Source organism: Streptomyces sp. NPDC054872 (assembly GCF_053610705.1).
In genome coordinates this window covers 1-22,025 of the sequence record NZ_JBSGYY010000070.1, presented here as the reverse complement: position 1 = coordinate 22,025, position 22,025 = coordinate 1, and the positions used below count along the sequence as shown (strand labels likewise).

24 protein-coding genes are annotated in these 22,025 nt (G+C 68.5%); 13 read left to right on the top strand and 11 right to left on the bottom strand.

Translation table 11 applies throughout. The annotated features are described in order from the left end of the window. Positions 1-147: 147 nt before the first annotated feature. On the bottom strand, positions 148-1,533 hold the full coding sequence (locus ACWGIH_RS42740; protein WP_453452402.1) for an NAD(P)-binding domain-containing protein: 1,386 nt from the start codon (positions 1,531-1,533) through the stop codon (positions 148-150). Positions 1,534-1,828: 295 nt separating this feature from the next. On the opposite strand from ACWGIH_RS42740, the gene ACWGIH_RS42735 reads away from it, so the two are divergent. Beyond that, positions 1,829-2,194 carry an ArsR/SmtB family transcription factor gene (locus tag ACWGIH_RS42735; RefSeq protein WP_453452401.1) on the top strand — a complete coding sequence of 122 codons (366 nt, stop codon included), beginning with the start codon at positions 1,829-1,831 and terminating at the stop codon, positions 2,192-2,194. 145 nt (positions 2,195-2,339) lie between these two features. Here the strand turns inward: ACWGIH_RS42735 and ACWGIH_RS42730 are convergent, their stop codons facing one another. The 3 genes from ACWGIH_RS42730 to ACWGIH_RS42720 form a co-directional block, all read right to left on the bottom strand. Beyond that, positions 2,340-3,401: an ArsO family NAD(P)H-dependent flavin-containing monooxygenase gene (locus tag ACWGIH_RS42730; protein ID WP_453452400.1), complete on the bottom strand. Its 1,062-nt coding sequence runs from the start codon at positions 3,399-3,401 to the stop codon at positions 2,340-2,342. Between the two features lie 211 nt (positions 3,402-3,612). Then, entirely contained in the window at positions 3,613-4,764 is a 1,152-nt protein-coding gene (arsB, locus tag ACWGIH_RS42725) for an ACR3 family arsenite efflux transporter (RefSeq protein ID WP_453452399.1), read from the bottom strand. Continuing rightward, positions 4,761-5,069 (bottom strand): ArsR/SmtB family transcription factor, encoded by a 309-nt coding sequence (locus tag ACWGIH_RS42720; RefSeq protein WP_453452398.1) that lies wholly within the window; start codon positions 5,067-5,069, stop codon positions 4,761-4,763. Before ACWGIH_RS42720 ends, arsB begins: the two co-directional genes overlap by 4 nt. 219 nt (positions 5,070-5,288) lie before the next feature. Between ACWGIH_RS42720 and ACWGIH_RS42715 the strand changes: the two genes are divergently transcribed. After that, a complete protein-coding gene (locus tag ACWGIH_RS42715) occupies positions 5,289-5,423 on the top strand; it encodes a hypothetical protein (RefSeq protein WP_453452397.1) in 135 nt (44 codons plus the stop codon). Between the two features lie 29 nt (positions 5,424-5,452). Next, complete coding sequence (locus tag ACWGIH_RS42710; RefSeq protein WP_453452396.1) at positions 5,453-5,872, top strand: arsenate reductase ArsC; 420 nt, start codon at positions 5,453-5,455, stop codon at positions 5,870-5,872. Positions 5,873-5,994: 122 nt separating this feature from the next. Here ACWGIH_RS42710 and ACWGIH_RS42705 read toward each other — a convergent pair whose 3' ends face one another. Together ACWGIH_RS42705 and ACWGIH_RS42700 are read right to left on the bottom strand one after the other, a co-directional pair. After that, complete coding sequence (locus ACWGIH_RS42705; protein WP_453452395.1) at positions 5,995-6,333, bottom strand: thioredoxin family protein; 339 nt, start codon at positions 6,331-6,333, stop codon at positions 5,995-5,997. 103 nt (positions 6,334-6,436) lie between these two features. Beyond that, the gene (locus tag ACWGIH_RS42700) at positions 6,437-7,576 is read right to left on the bottom strand and encodes a PucR family transcriptional regulator (RefSeq protein ID WP_453452394.1); all 1,140 of its coding nucleotides are present in this window, start codon (positions 7,574-7,576) and stop codon (positions 6,437-6,439) included. 86 nt (positions 7,577-7,662) lie between these two features. Here ACWGIH_RS42700 and ACWGIH_RS42695 point away from each other — a divergent pair, with 86 nt between their 5' ends. The 5 genes from ACWGIH_RS42695 (at position 7,663) to ACWGIH_RS42675 (ending at position 12,715) form a co-directional block, all read left to right on the top strand. Further along, positions 7,663-8,724 carry a ferredoxin reductase gene (locus ACWGIH_RS42695; RefSeq protein WP_453452393.1) on the top strand — a complete coding sequence of 354 codons (1,062 nt, stop codon included), beginning with the start codon at positions 7,663-7,665 and terminating at the stop codon, positions 8,722-8,724. A gap of 7 nt (positions 8,725-8,731) precedes the next feature. Continuing rightward, the gene (locus ACWGIH_RS42690) at positions 8,732-9,850 is read left to right on the top strand and encodes a fatty acid desaturase family protein (RefSeq protein WP_453452392.1); all 1,119 of its coding nucleotides are present in this window, start codon (positions 8,732-8,734) and stop codon (positions 9,848-9,850) included. A gap of 166 nt (positions 9,851-10,016) precedes the next feature. Next, positions 10,017-10,946 (top strand): ADP-ribosylglycohydrolase family protein, encoded by a 930-nt coding sequence (locus ACWGIH_RS42685; protein ID WP_453452391.1) that lies wholly within the window; start codon positions 10,017-10,019, stop codon positions 10,944-10,946. 185 nt (positions 10,947-11,131) lie between these two features. After that, positions 11,132-11,641, top strand: a complete 510-nt coding sequence (locus tag ACWGIH_RS42680) for a helix-turn-helix domain-containing protein (RefSeq protein WP_453452390.1) — start codon at positions 11,132-11,134, stop codon at positions 11,639-11,641. 138 nt (positions 11,642-11,779) lie between these two features. Continuing rightward, positions 11,780-12,715 carry a GNAT family N-acetyltransferase gene (locus tag ACWGIH_RS42675; protein ID WP_453452389.1) on the top strand — a complete coding sequence of 312 codons (936 nt, stop codon included), beginning with the start codon at positions 11,780-11,782 and terminating at the stop codon, positions 12,713-12,715. 71 nt (positions 12,716-12,786) lie between these two features. Here ACWGIH_RS42675 and ACWGIH_RS42670 read toward each other — a convergent pair whose 3' ends face one another. Further along, positions 12,787-13,329 (bottom strand): GNAT family N-acetyltransferase, encoded by a 543-nt coding sequence (locus ACWGIH_RS42670; protein ID WP_453452388.1) that lies wholly within the window; start codon positions 13,327-13,329, stop codon positions 12,787-12,789. Between the two features lie 286 nt (positions 13,330-13,615). On the opposite strand from ACWGIH_RS42670, the gene ACWGIH_RS42665 reads away from it, so the two are divergent. Continuing rightward, the gene (locus tag ACWGIH_RS42665; protein ID WP_453452387.1) at positions 13,616-13,936 is read left to right on the top strand and encodes an L-rhamnose mutarotase; all 321 of its coding nucleotides are present in this window, start codon (positions 13,616-13,618) and stop codon (positions 13,934-13,936) included. Between the two features lie 606 nt (positions 13,937-14,542). Here ACWGIH_RS42665 and ACWGIH_RS42660 read toward each other — a convergent pair. After that, positions 14,543-15,271 (bottom strand): SDR family oxidoreductase, encoded by a 729-nt coding sequence (locus tag ACWGIH_RS42660; protein ID WP_453452386.1) that lies wholly within the window; start codon positions 15,269-15,271, stop codon positions 14,543-14,545. Between the two features lie 75 nt (positions 15,272-15,346). On the opposite strand from ACWGIH_RS42660, the gene ACWGIH_RS42655 reads away from it, so the two are divergent. Further along, positions 15,347-15,760: a MerR family transcriptional regulator gene (locus ACWGIH_RS42655; protein ID WP_453452385.1), complete on the top strand. Its 414-nt coding sequence runs from the start codon at positions 15,347-15,349 to the stop codon at positions 15,758-15,760. Positions 15,761-16,473: 713 nt separating this feature from the next. Here ACWGIH_RS42655 and ACWGIH_RS42650 read toward each other — a convergent pair. Further along, a complete protein-coding gene (locus ACWGIH_RS42650; protein ID WP_453452384.1) occupies positions 16,474-16,926 on the bottom strand; it encodes a hypothetical protein in 453 nt (150 codons plus the stop codon). Positions 16,927-17,381: 455 nt separating this feature from the next. On the opposite strand from ACWGIH_RS42650, the gene ACWGIH_RS42645 reads away from it, so the two are divergent. Further along, complete coding sequence (locus tag ACWGIH_RS42645; RefSeq protein WP_453452383.1) at positions 17,382-18,143, top strand: GNAT family N-acetyltransferase; 762 nt, start codon at positions 17,382-17,384, stop codon at positions 18,141-18,143. A 134-nt stretch (positions 18,144-18,277) separates the two neighbouring features. Here the strand turns inward: ACWGIH_RS42645 and ACWGIH_RS42640 are convergent, their stop codons facing one another. Together ACWGIH_RS42640 and ACWGIH_RS42635 are read right to left on the bottom strand one after the other, a co-directional pair. Continuing rightward, entirely contained in the window at positions 18,278-18,763 is a 486-nt protein-coding gene (locus ACWGIH_RS42640; protein WP_453452382.1) for a hypothetical protein, read from the bottom strand. A gap of 44 nt (positions 18,764-18,807) precedes the next feature. Next, positions 18,808-20,025: a CoA transferase gene (locus tag ACWGIH_RS42635; RefSeq protein ID WP_453452403.1), complete on the bottom strand. Its 1,218-nt coding sequence runs from the start codon at positions 20,023-20,025 to the stop codon at positions 18,808-18,810. Positions 20,026-20,638: 613 nt separating this feature from the next. Here ACWGIH_RS42635 and ACWGIH_RS42630 point away from each other — a divergent pair. Both ACWGIH_RS42630 and ACWGIH_RS42625 read left to right on the top strand, forming a co-directional pair. Beyond that, on the top strand, positions 20,639-21,205 hold the full coding sequence (locus tag ACWGIH_RS42630) for a GNAT family N-acetyltransferase (protein ID WP_453452381.1): 567 nt from the start codon (positions 20,639-20,641) through the stop codon (positions 21,203-21,205). 186 nt (positions 21,206-21,391) lie between these two features. After that, on the top strand, positions 21,392-21,934 hold the full coding sequence (locus ACWGIH_RS42625; RefSeq protein WP_453452380.1) for a DinB family protein: 543 nt from the start codon (positions 21,392-21,394) through the stop codon (positions 21,932-21,934). The last annotated feature ends 91 nt before the right edge of the window (positions 21,935-22,025 follow it).

Below are 22,025 nucleotides of genomic sequence, written 5' to 3'. Positions count from 1 at the left end.
CTGGGGCGGCCCCCCCCCGCGCCCCGGGCGCCCCCCCGCGCCCCGGGGGGGCCCGGGGCGCCGCCGCCGGGCGCCCCCGCGCGGGGGGGGCCCCCGCCGCCCCGGGGGCCGGGCCCCCCCCCCCGCGCTCGGGGGTGTTGAGGGTGGTCACGAGCCGCAGCAGCCGCCCGCCGGGGTCTCCTCGGTGACCCCAGCGGCGGGGGAGCCCACACCGATTTGGACGAGCGCGGGCGCCGGGGCGCAGCAGCCGCCCGCGTCGGCCTGTGCGGCTGACGGGTCGTCGAAGAGACCGGCGCCGCCGCACACCCCCGTTTCGGGGAGGGTGAGTTCGACGCGGTCGGCGGCCTCGAAGTCTCCGGCGAGGGCCGCGGCGACGGAGCGGACCTGCTCGTAGCCGGTCATGGCCAAGAAGGTGGGGGCGCGGCCGTAGGACTTCATGCCGACCAGGTAGACGTCTGGTTCGGGGTGGGAGAGTTCGCGGTGGCCGTGCGGGTAGACGGTGCCGCAGGAGTGCTGATTGGGGTCGATCAGCGGGGCCAGCTCGGTGGGTGCCTGGAGCCGTTCGTCCAGACCGAGGCGGATCTCGGAGAGGAAGGAGAGATCCGGGCGGAAGCCGGTGAGCACGATGGCCTCGTCCACCGGGTCGAGGCGACGGCCGTCCTCACCGGCCAGGACCAGGTGGTTTTCGCCGTCGCGCTCGATGGCCTCGGTGCGGAAGCCGGTGACCGCGTCCGCGTAGCCGTTGTCGACGGCGGCCTTCGCCGCGAGTCCGAGGGCGCCGCGGGCGGGCAACTGGTCGGCTTCGCCGCCGCCGAAGGTGGAGCCGGAGATGCCCCGGCGCAGGATCCACACCGCATGCGTTCCCGGCTCCTCCCTGGCGAGGTCGGCGAGAGTGGCCAGCGCGGTGAAGGCGGAGGCGCCGGAGCCGATGACGGCCGTCCGCTTGCCTGCGTAACGGGCCCGCACCGCCGGGTCCTTGAGGTCGGGCACGCGGTAGGTGATGCGGTCGGCGGCGGCCTTCTCGCCGAGGGCGGCGAGTCCGCTGGCGCCGGCCGGTCTTGGCGTGGTCCAGGTGCCGGAGGCGTCGATGACGGCACGGGCGAAGACGCGCTCCTCGCCGTCGGCGGTGGTGAAGTGGACGACGAAGGGCTGGGTTTCGCGGTCGGCGTCGACGATGCGGTCGCGTCCGGTGCGGGAGACCCCGGTGACGGTGGCGCCCAGGCGAACGCGGTCGCCCAGGACGTCCGCGAGGGGTTGGAGGTAAAGCTCGGCCCAGTCGCCGCCGCTCGGGTACGTGGTGGTGTCCGGCTTGGTCCAGCCCGTCGGGGCGAGCAGCTTTTCCGCTGCCGGGTCGGTGAGCTCGCCCCAGGTGGAGAACAGGCGGACGTGGGACCACTCGCGCACCGCGGAGGCCGCCGACGGTCCGGTTTCCAGGACCAGCGGTTCGATGCCGCGCTCGACGAGGTGGGCGGCCGCGGCCAGGCCGGCGGGGCCGGCCCCGATGACGACGACGGGGAGCTGTTGCTCGCTCATGGTGGTCGATCTCCCTGAGTGGTTGGGGCGAAATCAGTGGGTGAAAGTGGGCGAAGTCAGTGGGCGAAAGCGAGCGCGGACTGGGCACGCCTCTGGTGAGCCGTGGCCCGGCAGGAGGCGTCACAGACCTGTGCGCAGCCGTCGCAGAGGCCTACGCCGGTCAGGTGACGAGCCGTGCAGCGGGCCCGGGCGGCGGTGAGAACGGTGCGCATCCGTGGTCACGACGACTCCTTGTTTCGATGTCTGTCGATGTCTGGAGCTTGCCACTTGCATCGACGGGTGTCAACATAGACGTATGTCGAAGTCGAAGGTTGTCGAACCGCCCGTCCTGGACACCGGGGCGGTAGTGCCGTGCTGCCCGCCGATCACTGCCGGGGAGCTGTCGCAGGCGGATGCGGAGAAGATGGCCGCGATGTTCAAGGCGCTGTCCGATCCCGTGCGGCTGCGGCTGTTCTCCAAGATCGCCTCGTACGCGGGCGGCGAGGCATGCGTGTGCGACATCTCCGACGTCGGCGTGTCCCAGCCGACCGTCTCCCACCACCTGAAGAAGCTGCGCGAGGCCGGACTGCTGACCTCCGAGCGGCGTGGCACCTGGGTCTACTACCAGGTCGCCCCGTCCGTGGTCGCCGCGATGTCCGCCATGCTCGACCTGCGCGCCTGACCGATCGCGGCTCCACCTTGGCACTTCTGGGCAGCCGCAGCCCGGCGCGCAGCAGCGCGCCAGCCACTCCTGGAGAAGTCGGCCGCGACGCCGGCCGTGTCCTGTCCCGGCTGCGACGGCAGGTCGCACAGGCCGACGTCCCCGGTCAGGACAGGAGCGCGGCGATCTCGGCAGCGGCTTCTCGGGCGGGGCGTCCGACGCCGATCAGGGTGGCCGAAGCGGGGCCGGTCCAGTCGCCGTAGCCGAGCAGGTGCAGTCGCGGCTCGCCGAGGGCGCGCGTGCCTTCGGTGGCGATGTGGCCGCGGGACCCGCGCAGGCCTAGCGGGGCCAGGTGGGACAGGGCGGGCCGAAAGCCCGTGCACCAGATCACCGCGTCCGCGAGAGCCGACGTCCCGTCGGCCCACACCACCCCGTCGCGCGTGAGCCGTTCGAACATCGGCTGGGCCTTCAGCAGTCCGGCGTCCCGGGCGACGCGGACCGGCGGCACGGCGACGATGTCGCCGAGCGAGGCCACACCGCCGGTGTCGGCCGTCCCGTTGTCGAGGGCGTGGCGGCGGGCGGTCGCGGCGTCGAACAGGGCGCGCCCGTCGATGTCGTCGGCGAGGTAGCGGGGCGGGCGCTGGGTGACCCAGGTCAGATCGATGCCGTCGTGCGCGGCGAGGTCGGCGGCGATCTGCGCGCCGGAGTTCCCTCCACCGACCACGACGACCCGCCGGCCGGTGAAGTCGGCGGGGCGCCGGTAGCCGGTGGTGTGGAGCTGGCGGCAACCGAATGCTTCCCGGCCGGGGACGGCGGGCAGGAAGGGGCGCCACCAGGTGCCGGTCGCCGACACGACCGCCCCCACCGACCAGGCGCCTGCGTCCGTCTCCACCCGCAGCCGCCCGGCGTCGTACCGCACCGCGCTCACCCGGACCGGTCGCCGGACGGGCAGGTCGTAGCGCTGCTCGTAGTCGGTCAGGTAGTCCACGACGTGAGCGGCGTCCGGATACTGCTCACCCGCCTGGGCGGGCATGAGCCGGCCCGGCAGCGAGGAGAACGCCGCCGGGGAGAACAGGTGCAGCGAGTCCCACATGTGCGGCCAGGCCCCGCCGGGCGTGGGCTGGGCGTCGAGGATGACGAAGTCGAGCTTCTTGCGGCGCAGGTGGTAGCCGGCGGCGAGTCCGGCCTGCCCGCCGCCGATCACCACCACGTCGGCATGCTGCGTCATGCGGCCCGCGCCGTGGCGCACGTGGCGCACGTGGCGCATCGCACCGTACGGGCCGTGGGCTGGTGCGGAACGCTGAGCATCGATCCGCGGCGGATCTCGTTCACCGCTACACGGGCAGGTTCCGCACGGACGGCGGCGTCGCCGTCGCCGTCGCGGCAGATTCCGATGGCCGTGGGGGTGGTTGCTTGCGTGAGGCAGTCGAGGCGATGCATCAGCGGGGTCCTCCCGCGGTGGGCAGCGCCGGCGCAGCAAACTTCCTGCGCCAGGCCAGAGCGACGTAGACCAGGCCGATCAGCACCGGGACTTCGATGAGCGGTCCGACGACACCGGACAGGGCCTGGCCGGAGGTGACGCCGAAGGTGGCGATGGCGACCGCGATGGCCAGCTCGAAGTTGTTGCCCGCCGCGGTGAACGCCAGCGTCGCCGTACGGTCGTAGGCGAGACCGAGGCCCTTGCCGAGCAGGAAGCTGCCGAAGAACATGACAGCGAAGTACACCAGCAGCGGCAGGGCGATCCGTACGACGTCCAGCGGCTGCGAGGTGATCGTCTTTCCCTGCAGCGCGAAGAGGATGACGATCGTGAACAACAGCCCGTACAAAGCCCACGGACCGATCTTCGGCAGGAACTTCGTCTCGTAGGACTCGCGGCCCATCTTCTGCTCACCGATCCGGCGAGTGAGGAATCCGGCAAGCAGCGGGACGCCGAGGAAGATGACGACGTTCAGGGCGATCTCCCACATGGAGATGTCCAGGTGTTCCCCGTCCCCCAGACCCAGCCAGCCCGGCAGCAGATCCAGGTACAGCCAGCCCAGCAAGCCGAACGCGATCACCTGGAACACCGAGTTCAGCGCGACCAGGACAGCGGCCGCCTCACGGTCGCCGCACGCGAGGTCGTTCCAGATGATGACCATCGCGATGCACCGCGCCAGGCCGACGATGATCAGGCCGGTGCGGTATTCCGGCAGGTCCGGCAGGAAGATCCACGCCAGCGCGAACATCACCGCGGGGCCGACGATCCAGTTGATGGCGAGCGAGGAGGCCATCAACTTCTTGTCGCCGGTGACGGAATCCAGCTTGTCGTAGCGGACCTTGGCCAGCACCGGATACATCATGATCAGCAGTCCGAGCGCGATCGGCAGGGAGATCCCGCCGATCTCGATCTTCGCCAGCGCGTCGTTCATCCCCGGGACGAGGCGGCCCAGGCCCAGGCCGACGGCCATGGCGAGCAGGATCCACACCGCGAGGTAGCGGTCGAGGGTGGAGAGCTTCTTGACGATCGAGTCGTCCGCGTCGGCGTCTGCCGGGATGATCGAGTCGTCCCCGCCGGTGTCTTCCGATGCGACGGTGTGCTCGGTGGAGGTCACGGGCAGGCCCTCTTGTTCTCGGCAGCGGTACGGGCGGAGGCGGCCAGCGCGGCGAACTGCTCGGACAGCCCGGCCAGGACGTCGGGCCTGAGCTTGAAGTAGGTGAACCGGCCACACGGCTCGGTGTCCACAAGACCGGCCTCGCGCAGCACCTTCATGTGGTTCGACAGGTTGGTCTGCTTGGCTCCGGTCTCCTCGACCAGGTGCGTCATGCAGAGCGTCTCCCGCGCCAGCAGGGTCACGATTTTCAGGCGGAGCGGATCGCCCAGTACCCGGATCACATCAGGATCGACTGACATCAGCATGCGCTGATAGTGTCACATCATCACGCGCTGATACCAGCGCGGGATGACTTGTTGGGCGCGTCGAAGGAGTTCCCGTGGCCGCCTTCTCCCTACCGCGCCTGCCCGCCCGGCGCCTGGCCGCCGGAGTCGCCCGCCTCGCCACCCGGCACGCCGGCCAGGCGCCGCTCACCGACGCCTCCGGTCTGCTGGCGTTCTCCTCGCAGGTGCGCGCGCCTGGTCGTGCTGGCCGAACGATTCACCGCGCAGATCCTCACGAAGGCCGACCCCGACGGCGCCCCGCTCCCCGCCGTCCGTGACATCCGGGACGCGATCGACACCCGCGTCACCGACCTTCCGTCCTCCCTGCCCGCCTGAACCACCCGCTGACCCTGAAGGAAGAACCCATGTCCACCGCCCCGCTCGCCTCCGTGCTCTTCGTCTGCGTCCACAACGCCGGCCGCTCGCAGATGGCCGCCGGATTCCTCAACCACCTCGCGGGCGACCGGATCGATGTCCGCTCCGCCGGTTCGATCCCGGGTGAGCAGGTCAATCCGGCCGCCGTCGAGGCGATGAAGGAGGTCGGCGTCGACATCGCCGACGCCAAGCCGAAGATCCTGACCACCGAGGCCGTCCAGGCATCCGACTACGTCATCACGATGGGCTGCGGCGACGCCTGCCCGATCTTCCCCGGCAAGAAGTACCTCGACTGGGCCCTGGAGGACCCGGCGGGCCAGGGTGTCGAGTCCGTACGCCCGATCCGCGACGAGATCAAGACCCGCATCGAGGGCCTGATCGCCGAGATCGACGCCAATCAGGAGGCATGAGCGGCGTGAGGACATCCCAACAGCACACAACACCAAGGTGTCTCAGGCCCAAGGTCCCGCAGGCGGCGCAGCTCCCATAGACGAGGGCGACGCGCGTCGCGGCCTCGTGCCGCAGCGGTCGCTCAGAGGTGACCGTCCAGCAACGTCCGTACCTCGGCGATGGTCATGGGCCCCGTGCCGTGTGCCACAGCCTCTCCGTCCTTCAGCAGAACGCAGGACGGGGCTCCGGTGATCTCGTATCGCTCGGTTGCGGCCGGGCAACGCGTGATGTCGGTGCGCACGGCCGTCAGGCGGCCCGTGTAGTCGTCGGCGATGTCACCCACGACGAGGTCCATTTCCCGGCAGGGCTCAAGTGCCTTGGGCCATGTCCCGGTGAAGTACGCGAGGACCGGAACCGCGCTCATCTCGAGGATGAAATTGAACTCCGCGTCCTCACGGGGCCGGTGAATGCGCTGCGCCATGGAAGTTCCTGACCTCACGTTCCGTCATTACCTCGCCATCATCTCTCGCGCGACCGGCCGGGCCGGCCCGGCCGGTCGCCCAGGCCACCCGTCGGAGTACGCGTCAGCTGGCCCGAAGGCCGACCGCCAGCGTCAGTTCAAGGACCCGGTGTGGCGTTGCGAGGTCCGGAAACAGCTCCCGCAGCTGCGACATCCGGTATCGGACTGTCTGGGGATGGACGAACAACGCCGCCGCCACCTCGTCCCGCCTGCCCTGGTGCAGCAGCCACTCCCGCAACGTCTCCTCCAGCCGCCGTGCGGTGGCGGCAGGCAAGGTCCGCAACGGGGCGAGGGCTCGGGTACGCAGGTCTGCGAGCGCGTCCGCGTCGGCGCTCAGCACCAGCTCGGGCAGGTGGTCCTCGGTGTCGCGAATCTCAGAGGAGAGGGAGCGCGCGCGTACGGCGCGTGCGTACGAGGCGGACGCGCGGGTCCACGGCCGGGCCGGGCCGACCACGGCGGTGCGTTCGGTCAGCTGCCGCAGGAGATGTGATCGGTCGGCGTCGGGGACGAGCAGCACGCTGGTGGCATCCGGCAGATCGTCGAGGACGAGGGTGCTCGGGTCGAGCGTGCGGTAGGCGGGCCGGGCCTGGGCGGCGGGCAGCAGGACCGCCGTCAGCGAAACCGGCGGCTGCCACCCGGCTCGTTGAGCAGAGGACAGAAGCACGTCCGGGCTTGCCCCGGCGAGGAGGTCGCGGGCCAGGTGTTCCAGGTGGCGCTCGTGGGCCCTGCCCTGGGCGGCCAGCTCGTCGGCGTGGCCCGCGGCGCTCGCGGCGGAGAGCTCGTCGATGTAGGCGAAGGTCAGCTCGGCGAACTTGGCGACCTCGGCGGCGGGCAGACCTGCGGGTACGGCCCCCGCTGCCAGGCATCGCCAGGCCACGCGGGCGCCGACGCGGTAGGCGCTGAGCAGGGCGTCCATCGAACGGCCGTCGCGGACCTCGCCGCGGCCCAGCTCGTAGGCCGCGTCGCCGCCGTCGCCGCCCGTGGCGTTCCCGCTCGCGAGGTCCAGATAGTGCCCCAGGGCGGTGCGCACGGCCCGGCGGATGGTGGCGCCCATGTGGCCGGAGAGGGCGTTGGCGTAGGAAGGGACCTCGTCGATGATCGCCTGGACGACCTCGTCGGCGGTGGCCTTCAGCGCGGCCCGAAGTGCTGTGACCGTCGTCTCATCCAGGTCCAGTTCACTGGCCCTACGCATCACATGGCTCACTTTTTATTCCCTGCGAACAATTTAGGCGACCCGATTTACGTCCTGCGGTCAGGACTTTACGCCCTGAGGCGCAGCAAGCTGAAGCCATGACGAGTACAGCCCTCCGCAGCAGGGCGTGGAAACTGCTGGAGATGGTCACGACGCCGCTGCTGCCGTCGGACTACCTCGACCTGGTCAGCCCGCTGCGTGCCGGCGCGGACCTGCGTGGGCGCATCGAGGCCGTGCAGCCCGAGACGGGTGACGCCGCGACCATCGTGATCAGGCCGGGCCGGGGCTGGCGCGGCCACACGGCCGGTCAGTACGTGCGGATCGGGGTCGACGTCGACGGGGTGCGCCTGTGGCGCGCCTACTCCATCACCTCGCCGACCGACCGCCACCGCCAGGACGGCCGCGTCATGATCACCGTGAAGGCGATCCCGGACGGCAAGGTCAGCAACCACCTGGTCCGCAAGGCGAAACCGGGCACGCTGATCCAGCTCGACCAGCCGACCGGCGACTTCGTGCTGCCGCAGGCCAAGCCCGCCAAGGTGCTCTACCTGACGGCCGGAAGCGGCATCACGCCCGTGATGGGCATGCTGCGCGACACCGAGTTCGACGACGTCGTCATGGTCCACTGCGCGCCACAGCCCCACGACGTGATCTTCCGCAACGAACTGCACGACCTGGCCGCGGACAAGAAGCTGCGGCTCACCGAGGTGCACACCGACACGGACGGCATGCTCGACATCACCCGTCTCGACGAGCTCGTGCCCGACTGGGCCGAGCGCGAGACCTGGGCCTGCGGTCCCGCGGGCCTGCTCGACGCCGCCGAAAAGCACTGGGCCGACCACGGCGTCCAAGAGCGCCTGCACACTGAACGCTTCCGCCCCAGCATCGTCGTCGCGGGCGACGGCGGCGAGGTCACGTTCAGCGCCACCGGAAAGACCGTCGACGCGGACGGCGCCACGCCGTTGCTGGACGTCGGCGAGGAGGCCGGCGTGCTCATGCCCTCCGGGTGCCGCATGGGCATCTGCTTCGGCTGCGTCACGCCGCTCAAGGCGGGCGCCGTCCGCGACCTGCGCACCGGCGAGCTCACCGAGGCCGAGCCCGGCGTCCTCATCCAGACCTGCGTGTCCGCTGCGGCGGGCCCCTGCGACATCGAACGGTAGGAGCACCTTGACCGCCATCGACCCCACCGCCCACCTGACCGCAGAGCAGATCGAGGAACTCGGCCGCGAACTGGACGCGATCCGCGACGAGGTGATCGCCGACCGCGGCGAGAAAGACGCCGCCTACATCCGCAAGGTCATCGCGGCACAGCGCAAGCTCGAGCTGGCCAGCAGGGGCGTACTGCTGTTCTCGATCTTCCCGCCCGCGTGGCTGCTCGGTACCGCCGGGCTGTCCGTGGCGAAGATCATGGACAACATGGAGATCGGCCACAACATCCTGCACGGCCAGTGGGACTGGATGCGGGACCCGAAGATTCACTCCACCACCTGGGAGTGGGATCACGTCTCGCCGTCGGAGCAGTGGAAGCACTCGCACAACGAGCTGCATCACACCTACACCAACGTGATCGGCAAGGACAACGACCTCGGCTACGGCATCATGCGCGTCGACGAGGACCAGAAGTGGCACCCGTTCCACCTCGGCCAGCCGCTGTGGAACTTCATCAACGCCTGCTTCTTCGAGTACGGCATCGCGGCGTACGACCTGGAGCTCGGCAAGAACCTCAACAAGGCGCGCCGCAAGAGCCCGGAGTTCCGCGCGCGGGCCAAGGCCGTGGGCCGCAAGATCCGCAAGCAGGTACTCAAGGACTACGTGATCCACCCGCTCCTTTCGGGCCCGTCGTTCCTGCCCACGCTCGCCGCCACGTTCACCGCGAACCTGGTCCGCAACGTCTGGACCCACTCGGTGATCATGTGCGGGCACTTCCCCGAAGGCGTCCAGGTCTTCGAGCGCCGGTCGATCAACGGCGAGACGCGCGGCCAGTGGTACCTGCGCCAGATGATGGGCTCGGCGAACATCAGCGGCAGCAAGGCCATGCACTTCATGACCGGCAACCTGTCGCACCAGATCGAGCACCACCTGTTCCCGGACCTGCCGAGCAACCGGTACGCCGAGGTCGCGGTGAAGGTGCGCGCACTGTTCGAGAAGTACGAACTGGAGTACGTCACCGGGCCGCTGCCCAAGCAGGTGTTCTCCGCGTGGCACAAGGTCTTCCGGCTCTCGCTGCCGAACAAGAAGCCCAAGGTCACAGCGCCGGACCGCGAGCAGGAGCTTGTCGCCGCCTGATCACAGACGGCGTTACGCGTCCTGCACGGGCGTCATGGACGCAGGGTCTTTCAGGCTGCGCACCTTCGTAGACGAGAAGGCGAGACGCTTCGCCGCCGATGGTTCGGGAGGCGAGTAAGGAAAAAGGGCCGCGCGGTCGTCGGCGCGGCTCAGATAGCCTGCGCGGATGGAGTGGATGCAGCGGGCCGCCGGCACGGTCGTCGGCTCGGCGGTGGGTGACGCACTGGGCGGCCCCTTCGAGTTTGGTCCCCAGGCCGTGTTCTCCGCGCGGTTTCCCGCGCCCGGCAGCGGTGGCGAGATGTGCGGAGGCGGTGGCTGGGACCCCGGCGAGGCCACTGACGACACGCAGATGGCCGTCTTGGTCGCGGAGTCGCTGTTGGAGCGGGGCCGACTGGATCTGCCGGACATCTTCGCCCGCTTCCAGCGGTGGGCAGCGTCAGAACCGAAGGACATCGGTTTGCAGACCGAAGACGTCCTGACCAACGGCATGCCCTGGGACCTCGCCGCCGCGAGCCATTTCCAGGTCAACCAGCGGGCAGCGGGCAACGGTTCCTTGATGCGGGCGTCGACCTCCGCGGTCCACTTCGCGGCCGCCGGCCAGGAAGCCACCATGGACGCGGCCCGCCGGATCGCAGCGCTCACCCACGGGGATCGCGCGGCTTGGGAAGGCACTGCGCTCTTCCACGAACTCATCCGTGTCACGTTCGAGGACGCCGACCCCCTCGCCGCGCTTCCGAACATGCTGGCTCATGTCCACCCCGACCATCGGGACCGTTACGCCACCGTCCTCGCGCCTGACTGGCACCCTGATCAGGCAACCGAGTTCAACGGTGCCGTCTGGCCCTGCCTGGGCTCCGCCGTCTGGGCCCTACGCACCACTGCCGGCTTCGAAGAAGCGATCCGCGCGGCCATCGACCTCGGCGGTGACACGGACACCGTCGCCGCAGTGACCGGAGGCCTCGCGGGGGCGCACTACGGGCTGGATGCGATCCCCGCCCGCTGGACCCAGCCGCTGCATGTCCCCCTCCCTGGATTCGGCGGACGGGTGCTGTACCTGGCGGATCTGCTCCACCTTGCACGACGCCTCGGAGGCTGAACCGACTTGCCGGGGCCCACGCATCGCGGCGCGGGCGCGGGTTCGGACGTAATGCGAGCCAAGACCGGAATGTCATCGCCACCATCGTTCCGTTTACAGAACGTTCTGCTTATGGAACGCTAGTCGCGTCACGGCCAATGCATCAACGGCCAGCGCAGCAACAGCGCAGTAGGGGGCGGCAATCCATGGAACTGGCCCAGGAGGTGGGCGCGCGGCTGCGCCGTCTGCGCCAGGACCGCGGTCTGTCGCTGTCGGAACTGGCCCGCCGCTCCGGCGTCGGCAAGGGCACGCTCTCGGAACTGGAGACCGGCCGGCGCAACCCGACCCTGGAGACCCTGTATGCGCTGACCACGGCTCTCGAGGCGCCGCTGAGCACGGTCGTCGGCCCCGTGCCGGTGCAGGGCGCGGCGGTGCACGCGGTGCTGACGGACCGAGTGCAGGACCCGGCTGCGGTATCCGAGGTGTATCGCATCCGCATTCAAAGCGGCGCGGTGCAGCGCTCGGCCGCTCATGCGACCGGCACGCAGGAGCACTTGCTGGTCCTCAGCGGCACGGCCCGGGTCGGTCCCGCCTCCGCCCCGCTCGAGGTAGGCCCGGGCGGCCACGCCCAGTGGGCGGCGGATGTACCGCATCTGTACGAGGCGGTGGGGACCGATGCGGAGGGGGTGTTGGTGGTGCGTTACCCGGTCGAATGAGAGGCCTACGCCGCACCATCCTGTGGCCAGGCCACGACCACGACCACCGCCGATCGGCCGTCGGTACCGCTGGATTTCATGCAAAGCCAGCCAGCCAGCCAGCCAGCTACGTCGTCGAGAAAAGGATGATCCCGGTACATGCCTATACGTATCGCACGCCCAGACGAACTCCCTGCCCTCGTCCAGCACCCCGAGCAGCCCGAGCGCAACGCTTGGACGGCCGCCTACCTCACCGATCTACTTGCCAAGAAGTGCACCCGGCCGGAGTGGTGCCTGGTCGCGGAGGACGAGGCCGGTCGGCTCACCGCGGCCACCGCGCTGTGGACCATCCCCGGGAACGACGTCCCAAGGGCCCTGGTGCTCCTTGAGGCACCGTGGGACGAGCCCGGTCTGACCACCGGCCGGGCGCTGCTGGCCGAGGCCGTCGCCCTGGCCGGCTCGCTCGGCGCCAAGGAGCTGGAGCACGACGTCGACTCGCCGACGCAGCCGCCGCAGTTCCAGGATGAGCTGGAACGGCGCGCCGAGCTGCTCCGTCTGGCGGGCTTCGAGCGCGCCCGAGACGGTCGCCGCTTCCGCCGCCAATCCGGGGCAGAACTCACTGCGCATGAGGACCGGTTGAACTGGCATTCCCTGCCCAGTCTGGGCCGCGAGCCGTTCATCGCTCTCCTCGCCGAGGCGCTGCCGACCAGCGCCGACGCCCACCTCGCTGCCAGGGTCGCCCAGTATGGCGCCCGGCGGGCCGCGGAGAGCCTCTTCACGGACATGGAGGAATTCTCGTACGAACACCAGTGGTGGGAGATCGGCTACGCCCCGGACGGCACGCCGGCTGCCATCAGCCTCCCCGCCCGAAACCCCTCGACCGCGGTGATCGGCTTGGTGGCTGTGTCTCCCACCTGCCGCGGCAACGGCTACGCGACGGCGGTGGTGGCCCGCGGTACGCGGCTGCTGGTCGAAGCGGGCGCCGAGGAGATCCGCGGCGACTGCGACGCGGCCAACACCGCCATGATCAAGGCCTTCGAACGGGCAGGCTACGAGAACTTCGCCGACCGCCAGGAGTTCACCCACCGGTGGTGATCGGGGGCCCGCTCCCGCCGCCAGAGCGGAACTCGCGGTCCTCTACGAGGCTACCGTTCTCGTTGCCGTCATCAACGAATGGTTGTGGCGTACTGATCTGACGTCAACTCAAACACCCGTACTCGCCGACCGCCGGTGGGATTGATGGTCTCGCGGACCGGATGCATCCCCAGTTTGGTCATGATCCGTTCGGAGGCGTCGTTGCCCACTTGAGTGATGCTGACGATCCGCTCCAACCCTCGCTCTTCGAACCCGAACCGTACGGCGGCCGCAGCGGCTTCGGTGGCCAAGCCCTGCCCCCAGTGGGGACGTCCCAGCCGCCAGCCGACCTCAACCGCCGGCAGTACCTCTGGCAAGAAGTTGGGCACCGAAAGGCCAGTGAACCCGGCCAGCTCGCCAGTGGACCGGATCTCCACGGCGAACAGGCCGAAGCCCTGTGACTCCCACTCGCGTTCCCATGCCTGAATTCCGCCGCGAGTCTGCTGTTCGTCGCGGACACTGCCGTCACGGATCCACCGCATGACCTCGGGGTCGGCGTTGATGGCAGCCATGGGCGCAACGTCTTCCTCGCGCCAGCGACGCAGGATCAAACGGGGAGTCTCAAGCGTGATCATCCAATCATTCTGGATCACGAAATGGGCCCTCCGCCATCACACGCTCGAGCCTGAAGAGGCCCTCTCGGCTCTCTCCCCAGCCGCCGTCAGTATCAAGGCTGCCGCCCCGGTTACGTCGACTCGTTCACCATCGGCAACGATGGTGTCGTGTGCCTCGATGGGCCACCGTTTTCACGTGAGCCGCGCATAGGCGACTTCACGTTCTGGTCTGTACGCACGGAGGTTGGAACGCCGTTCACCCCATGAACGGCGGCGGCAACTGCAGTATTGGTAAAGGGAGATGAGCATGCAGCGCGTTTGTTTTCTGCTCAAGGTCAAGGCTGACCGTGTCGTCGAGTACCGAGCCCGCCACGAGAACATATGGGTGGAGATGCGCGAGGCGCTGACCGCCGCTGGCTGGCGTAACTACTCGCTCTTCCTGCGCGAGGACGGCCTCCTAGTCGGCTACCTGGAGACGGACAACTTCGAAGAGGCCCGCGCTGCCATGGACGCCACCGATGTGAACACCCGCTGGCAGGCGCAGATGGCCCACTTCTTCGAGGAGTTGGACGGGCAGGCGCCCGACGCGGCGATGCGGCCCCTGACGGAGGTCTTCCACCTGGCCTGAGCGGTACGAGGGGACAGGGGGAGTCGCTCGCCGTCGAGGACGGCGCGGGCAGCGGGCGGCTGCGTCGGGAGGGCGAGGGCTTCGGTGCCGCGCCGACGGCGGGTGACCTGAGCGGTGCCCGGTGGGGACGTGGGGAGTGGCGCCGGGCAGCGGAGGCGATACCTACCCCCTTAGCCAGCACGTTGTCGGCGACAAAGACACCGCGTGGCTATCGCTAATCCACGACAGTCAGCAGCGTGACGTCGGATATCAGCCCACAAGGCTGACCCCTCGCTATTCGCGGCAGGGAAGGGGGCAGGCTCTCCAGCCCCCTTCCTCAGAAGCGGTGAATGGCCCGGGTCGACGCTGCTGACCACCGTGAGGCCCTCGAAGGCGAGCAGATGGCCAGCAGGACGACGCTCGAGGCCTGGGCATTGTCGACCATCCGCACCGAGGTGCCGTGCGGAGCGACGACGGTGTGCTTACGCCTCACCCAGCGCAAGCAACATCGGACGCGTCGGCATCACCACCCACCGGCCTCGCGAAAAGATCAACAACTGCGGATGGGGTGTTGATTGACTGAGCTCGAAGGCGATCGACCGACGTCAGTGTGGCCCGAGGCGCCCTTCATGCCGCCGTTAGCGCCGCCAGGGCGCGGTCCATCGCGTCGTTGAATTCTTCCGGCGTCAGCGGCAACCGGGACTTGACGTCCCGACTCCACTGGTCGGCGAGGACCTCGGCGGAGCCCGCCTCGACGCCGTCGAGCGCCGCGTCGGCCAGGTCCGACGGCGCGATCTTGGCCACGGGCCAGCCCGCGGCCATGTCGGTGTCGGCCAGGCCGAGGTGCACCGCTGTCACGAGCGTGCCCTGCTCGGCGAGTTCCAGACGGACGCCGTTGGTCATGGCCCAGGCGGCGGCCTTGGTCAGGTGGTAGGCATTGGCGCCCTTGCCCCCGAACCATGACATGGCGGAGAGGATGTTGACGATCGCGCCCCCGTCGTTCCTCGCGAGCGCCGGTGCGAACTCCCGGATCATTTCCAAATGGCCGAACACGTTGGTCTCCAGCTCGTGCCGTACCGCGTCCAGCGAGCCGTTTACCAGGTCGGTCCCCGTCTGGATCCCCGCGTTGTTGATGAGCAGCGAGACGTCTGGGGCGGCCTCGGCTGCGGCCCTCACGGATGCGGGATCGGCGATGTCGAGGGGCAGCACGTCGACCCCGGGCAGATCCACGGTCTCGGGCCGACGAGCCGTCGCGTAGACCTTGCGGGCGCCCCGTTCCAGGAGACGCTGGGCGAAGGCGCGGCCGAGGCCGCGGTTGGCTCCGGTGACAAGGGCAACTGAGTTGTTGATGTCCATGCCCGGTACGCTAAAACCTGACGCTAACGTCAGAGGCAAGTGCTGGTCGTCAGGGCCGCGATGAGAGGAACCACCATGACCGTCGCAGAGGTCGCAGAGGTCGCAGAGGTCGCAAAGGTCGCAGAGGTCGCAGCCGAGCGGCTGATCCGCATCGGCGAGGTGGCGCGGGGCGCCGGCGTCTCGGTACGCGCCGTGCGCTATTACGAGCAGCAGGGACTGCTCGTCGCGGAGCGCAGCCCATCCGGCCAGCGCCTCTACCGGCAGGATGCCGTCTCCCTGGTCCGTTTCTTCCAGCAGATGTTCGCCGCCGGCCTGACCAGCCGAAGGATCACGGAACTTCTTCCGTGCTGGGACTCCGGGCACACCGACGCCGAGCAACGAGCCATGCTGCGCGCCGAGCGGGACCGCATCCAGGCCAAGATCGACGATTTGCAGGCTGCCCTGGGCCGCCTCGACGAGGTCATCGCGATCACGGACACGCATCCGTAGGCGCGGTCGGTGGGACGTCGCACCAGCGATCTAGCGTGTGGGACCAGCTGCACGCCGTGCTGCTCAAAAAGCTTCGGTCGAAGAACCAGGTGGCTGGTCGCGGGGGTGATCGAATCCTCGCGTGTGCGGGCCGCCCGGAAGGGGGCCCAGGAGCGTGACTCAGCTGCTGCAGTTGCTTTCCCTACCTTCCGGTCCCCGCCCTCGTCATGCTCGCGCGGCGGAACCGCTGGTCGTCCAGGTCCCGAGACCGCAGGTGAAGTTGTAGCCGAGGATCTTCCGAACGAGCAGTTCAGTCCTGACCCGGGCTCGCCCTGCCAGGGTGATCGCGAGGCGGCCTGGGGGAGGGGCTTGCGCAAGGTCCGTGGTGACGTAAGTGCGCTGCATCCAGCGGTCGGCCCCGTTAAAGCGGGGGTGGCAGGTGGTGCGGCCGTGAACGGTGGCGCGGTGCCGGGTGGCCTCCTCCGTCAACGTGACGTCGAGTTCGAGGCCTTCCTCGGCGCCGATCGGGGATACGGTCCGCGATGACCGGCGCGTGGCGCGTGCGATCTCGTTGCGACTCTTACCTTGCGTGTCAGCTGGATGATCTCGGCGCGCTCGTCGTCGGTGACGAGGCCCGCCTTTACTGACGTTGGGGCACGTCACGGGTCACCTCTGCAGGCATGCGAAGGCCCGGCCGCTCACGGGAGGGGCCGGGCCGGTTCAGCGTGGATCGATCAGTAGTTTCCGTTCGACAGGATCTCGCCGCTCTTGTCGTAGACGGTCACGAGACCGTTCTCCGAGTCGTAGCAAGAACCGAACGCACTGGCAATGAGCTTCCCGTCCGACGCGTGCGGCCCCGCGAGCCCGCCGGTGAAGTCGGTGAACACCTCGGCCGAGTCGAGGACGTCATTGTTCTTGTCCGCGCCGGTGACCTTGGTGACGTGCTTGGCAGCTGCCTTCTCGTTCGAGCTGCCGCCCTTGGCGACGCATGCCTTGAACTGGTCCGCCTGACTTCCCTTGTCTTCGGCCGGCGGGTCCTTCTTCGCGTCGCCGGACCCGGGCTTGTCGTTGGTCGTCGCGGCCTTGTCGCTGCTGGTCGAGTCCTTGGAGTCGCCTCCGGTGGCTGCCGCGATCGCGGCGATCACGACGAAGAGCGCGACCACGCCGAGGCAGCCGAAACCGAGCATCTTCCCGGTTTTTGACTTCTTCGGGGGTTGAGGCTGGGGCGACTGCTGGTCCTGTGTTCCCCATCCTGGCGGTTGCTGCGGCTGATTCATGGTTCCCCCTGGGACGCTCTGATGAGGGGAGCATCATGCGCCGTGCGTGACTTCTATGGAGGGGGTATGGCCGTGCTGTACACGAATGAGTGGAAGCGAGGGGCGCCGGATCTGGAGTCGAGCCAGTATCGGCTGACCTGATGTGCCGTCTTCTCTGAGGACAACCATGTTTTGTGAGGCGAGTGGGACTACTGAGTGCAGCTCAGTGCCAGTGCGAGCGACAATGACGTGTGCAACACCTGTGGCAGCACTTGAACTTGTGTGCCAGCAGCCGGATGGCCAGACGACCGAATGGCTCCGTGCGAGTGTTCTCCCCGCGGGGCAATTCGAAGGCGGTCATGGCCACCGCTGCATAGGCTCTCCACATGTCAAGCTCAGAACTTCAGGGCATCAACGCCTTCCTCTCCGCCTTCGCCCGCCGCCAGGCCGCGCACATCGTCGACCTTCCTGGCGGATTTGCTGTATATGACGACGTCTTTCACCAATCCCGCGCGAACAACCAGGTCATTATCGATATGGCCATCGACCCGGAGACGCTGCCCACCATCGCGGAGGAAGCACTGGGCCATCTTCCGCACCGACTGATCTCCGTCCTTGACAACGAAGTTGGAATGGCATGTGCAGAGCCGCTGACCCGGGCCGGATACGCCCACTCCATCTATACGGTCATGCGGCACGAAGGCCCGGTGCCAGCAGGCCGACCCGCGGGCAAGGTAGACCTCGATGCGATACGCACTCCGCTCACCCGACGTTGGCGACACTTCCTTCCGGACGTCGACGACGAGGTCATACGCCACCTTGTCGACCGACGCGAGGCTCGTCGGCGTGGGGCTGACATCGTTCGCTTCATCGGTGCCCTCACGGAGGAAGGCGAGGTCGCCTCATGGGCCGATCTCTATATGGACCCGGCAACTGGTATAGCCCAGATCGAGGACCTGATGACCTCCGAGGCCCACCTCAGGTGCGGTTACGCCGATGCAGTCCTGACCACCGCTCTGCGCCTTGCTGCCGATGAGGGTTGCGGTACTCGGTTCCTGACCGCCGATGCGTCGGACTGGCCGCGCCAGTGGTACGAGCGTCGCGGCTTCTCCAGCATCGGACACTCACACTGCTTTGAACGCGGCTGATTGGCGACACCCCGATTCCACGATCCCATGCCTCACCTCTCCAACGACGCACCTACCGGCATTCCGAGCCGTGCTGAGCAACTCATGGCGGGCGACCAAGGCCAAGAGCCCGCACCCACAGCGGCCGATAATTGTCAGACGCATTGGTTCAGGGCTCTGGTCAGATCCCGATCGGCCGCTCGGGCGGCTTCGAGATCGGACCGGGCTGCTTCGTCGAGCGCGGTGGTCAGTTCGGCGCTTTGCTGCTCCAGTCTGGCTATTCTGCACTGGAGTTCGCCGATGTCGGGCGGGGAGCCCAGTCCTGATTCTTGCCTCGCCTGAGCACCCAACGCCTGCGACAGCCGCTTCTCCAACTGTTGAACGCGAGTTGCCAGGCGGGTGTTGCAGGCCTGGGCGTTGGCGAGGTCGGCCTGGAGCGAGGCCCCGCTCACCGACGAGCCGCCTGGGCGTGGAGCCCCGGGCGCCGGCCGCGCCGACCGCGATGGCCAGCACGGCCAGCAGCAGGCCGAGCGTGTCGGTGAGATGCTGCGTTTACGGCCCAAAATCTTCGGGCCCGCGTCGATACCCTGGCTGGCGGCGGGGATGCTGGGGGAAGTCTTCACGCTCTGCGCGTCGATCACTTGAGGATGCCATGGGCGTGTAAAGGCCACGGGCCGTCGCGTTTTTAGACCCAGTGCGGCAGATCGGTGCCCCACTGGGTCGGTGCATGGTCCCAGTTCACGGGCGCGCCGTTGTAGTGGACTGGGGGCAGGGCATGACGCAGCCGGCCGTAAGGTGATTCGGTCTCGGTGAGCCAGGGTCCGGAATCGTAGGTGCCGGCTTCGCTGTGTGCGGGGGCGGGGCGGACGTCGTGCAGCAGCCAGGACGCTGTGCCTGCCAGGGAGAGACGAAGATGACGCCCACCGCCGGTGGCTTGGCGGTCGCTCAGCGCACGGAGGACGGCGGCAGCGAGCAGATACCCGGTTCCGTGGTCCAGCGCCTGCGCGGGCAGTACACCAGGGCGGCCGTCGGCCGTGGCCTCGATCGCGGCGATACCGGTACCGGCCTGGACCAGGCTGTCGAAGCCGCGACGATCGGCCCAGGAGCCGGACCAGTCCCAGGCGCACAGTTGGGCCACGACGAGGCTGGGGTACCGGTCCAGGAGCAGGTCGGGGGTCAGTCCGTGCCGGTCCAGGGCTCCGGGGCGATAGCCGGTCACCACGACATCTGCCTGGCGGAGAAGGTCCTCGAAGGCGTGCTGGTCGCCGGGGCTGCTGAGGTCCAGCAACGTGGAACGTTTGCCCAGGCCGGTGTCGGCGTGGGCATCCGCGTCCTCGGGGAGCTGGGGGGCGTCCACGCGCAGCACGTCGGCGCCCAGCAGCGCCAGGGTGCGTGTGGCGACGGGGCCTGCGATGACGCGGGTGAGGTCCAGGACCCGCACGCCGCGGGCCGGAAGGGAAGCGGGCGCCAACAGCCGAGGGCTGCTGTGACCCACGCGCCGCCTCTCGACCAGGGCGGGCCCGGCCGCAGCGGCTGCGCGAGCCACGGCCACGGCCAGGCCGCCCGCCGCGTAGATGGTCTCCTGGACCTCTTCGGCCGGACGCGACGCCAACTCCTTCGAGAGCACATCCATCAGCGCCTGATCCCCTCCCGAGTCTGCGATACCCAGGGCGCTGAGTAGCCGGGCTCGGTGGTGGGGGTAGTTGGCGTGGGTGCGAACCCATCCGTCGGCCGCCTGCCAGAACCCGGACAGCGGGGCGAAAGACGTCGGGGCCCGGCCGTCGATGCGCAGGTGGCGTTCACTGACGAACGCGGTGGCCACCGCCGCCTCGTTCACCCGCACCGCGGGCACCGGCACACGGTTGCGCAGCGACAGCAGTTCCGCCGCCGCCAGCGAGGACACCCCGACGCTGGCTCGCGCCAGTTCCCTCACCGGCAGACGTGACGGCAGAACAGCGTCCACCCCCTCGTAGGACACGTTCTGAACCAGTTGACTCCGGCCCCCCAGAGCCGCCCAGGCGTGTCCGGTGGCCGCATCCTCGGCATACGTCATCCGCCCATTGTGCGACACCACCAGGATGTCGCCTCGCTGAGCTCTGAGCGGCGTACTCATCTCTTCGCTGAGATGGCGGGCGACGCCCGCGGTGAGATCATGGCTCGCGATCTCCTCTGGCGCCAGGGCCTCATACACCCGCGCAGACCGCCCAGGTCTGGGCCGACTTGGCCTACACCCGCGACCTGCTGTCGACCTGGACTGCGGATCACTTGTGGCTGTCGCTCCGGCCCGTTCTGCGGCCCAGGAGCGCCCGAGGTGTGTCGCGCTGCCCCGCCGCTGGAAGGTTGAACGGTCCAGGGGCTGGATCATGAACGCCTGCTGCGTGTGCGGGAATACGAGCCCCGAGCAATCGGAAGCGCACCTGAACCGGGCATTCATCACCCTCATGACCAGATGCCTGCCCTGCAGCGGCCCTCGCACCAACAGCTGGACGCAGAAATCGACTGCATAGGATTCCTGAATGGCAATCACCAGCTACCTCATGCAAGGGCCGCGAGTGGCCATTCGCCACGTTTGTCTCCAAGACTATGACGAGCTGACAGGGCTGGCCGAAGACAGTGCCGAGATGCTCCGCCGCTGGCTAGGAGCCCGCGAGAACACGAAGGAAGCCTTCGCCGGCCATCTCAACCGGTGCGAACAGCCCACCCACGAAGGCTTCGTGATATGTCTGCGCAGCACAGGCGCAATTGTCGGCGGCACCAACATCAACAACATCGTCCGAGGCGCCCTCCAGAGCGGAACCCTGGGCTACACCTCGTATGCCTCCACAACCGGCCGTGGCTACATGACAGAGGGGCTCAGGCTCATCCTCCAGTACGCGTTCGGCGAACTGGCCCTGCACCGGCTGGAAGCGAACATCCAGCCCGACAACACCCCCTCACTGAACCTGGTCAAGCGTCTGGGCTTCCAGCGCGAGGGCTACTCGGCCGCCTTCCAGTTCATCAACGGCGCATGGAGAGACCACGAGCGCTGGGCCATCACCACAGAGACGGTCGAGCAGTCTGCGAACCAGCAACACCCCCACTGAGGTCCAAGGCAAGTGCTGAGCTTGTTCTGCGAGGCCGACCCGGGGCAGTGGCGACATCCGGCAGTGCGTCACCAACCGCCCCGTGCAAATCCGATGGCATGGACAGCCTTTCAGCGACAAAACTGCACTGGTGAACACCTTGCCGCCGTTACCCGGCCCGCTCCCTCAACATGCGAGGATCGAACGATGAGCAATCCCCGCCGTGAGCTACTGCGCTGGCAGTTCGACATGACCTGGTCACTGTTCACGTACCACCTGGAGCGGCTTGCACCCGACGACTTCCTGTGGGAGCCCACTGACCTGACTTGGACAGTGCGCCCGGACACCGCCGGAAACTGGATGCCGGACTGGGCCGACACCGAGCCCGACCCCATACCCGTTCCCACCATCGGCTGGGTGAGCTGGCACATCGGCTGGTGGTGGAGCACTGCCATCGATCACGCGCAGGGTCGTATCCCCCGAGAGCGCACTGACGTCACCTGGCCAGGCAACGGACCGGCAACCGTCGCCTGGCTACAGGATCTGCGTACCCAGTGGCTGGCGGTCCTCGACAAACTCACCGATGCCGATCTGGACGCCGTCTCCACGCTGCCGTGGCAGACGCCGCCCGACAACACCATCGGACACATGATTGCCTGGCTGAACGCCGAGCTGATGAAGAACGTCGCTGAGATCGGGCAGCTGCGGCTGATCCGGGCGGCCTCGAAGCCGCGATCCGGGAAGTACTAGGCGGTGTCTTCAATGTAGTGGCGCGGGATGATGGGTCTTGTGAGTCGTCGCTATGAACTGACCGATGAGGAATGGGAGTTGTTACGCCCCT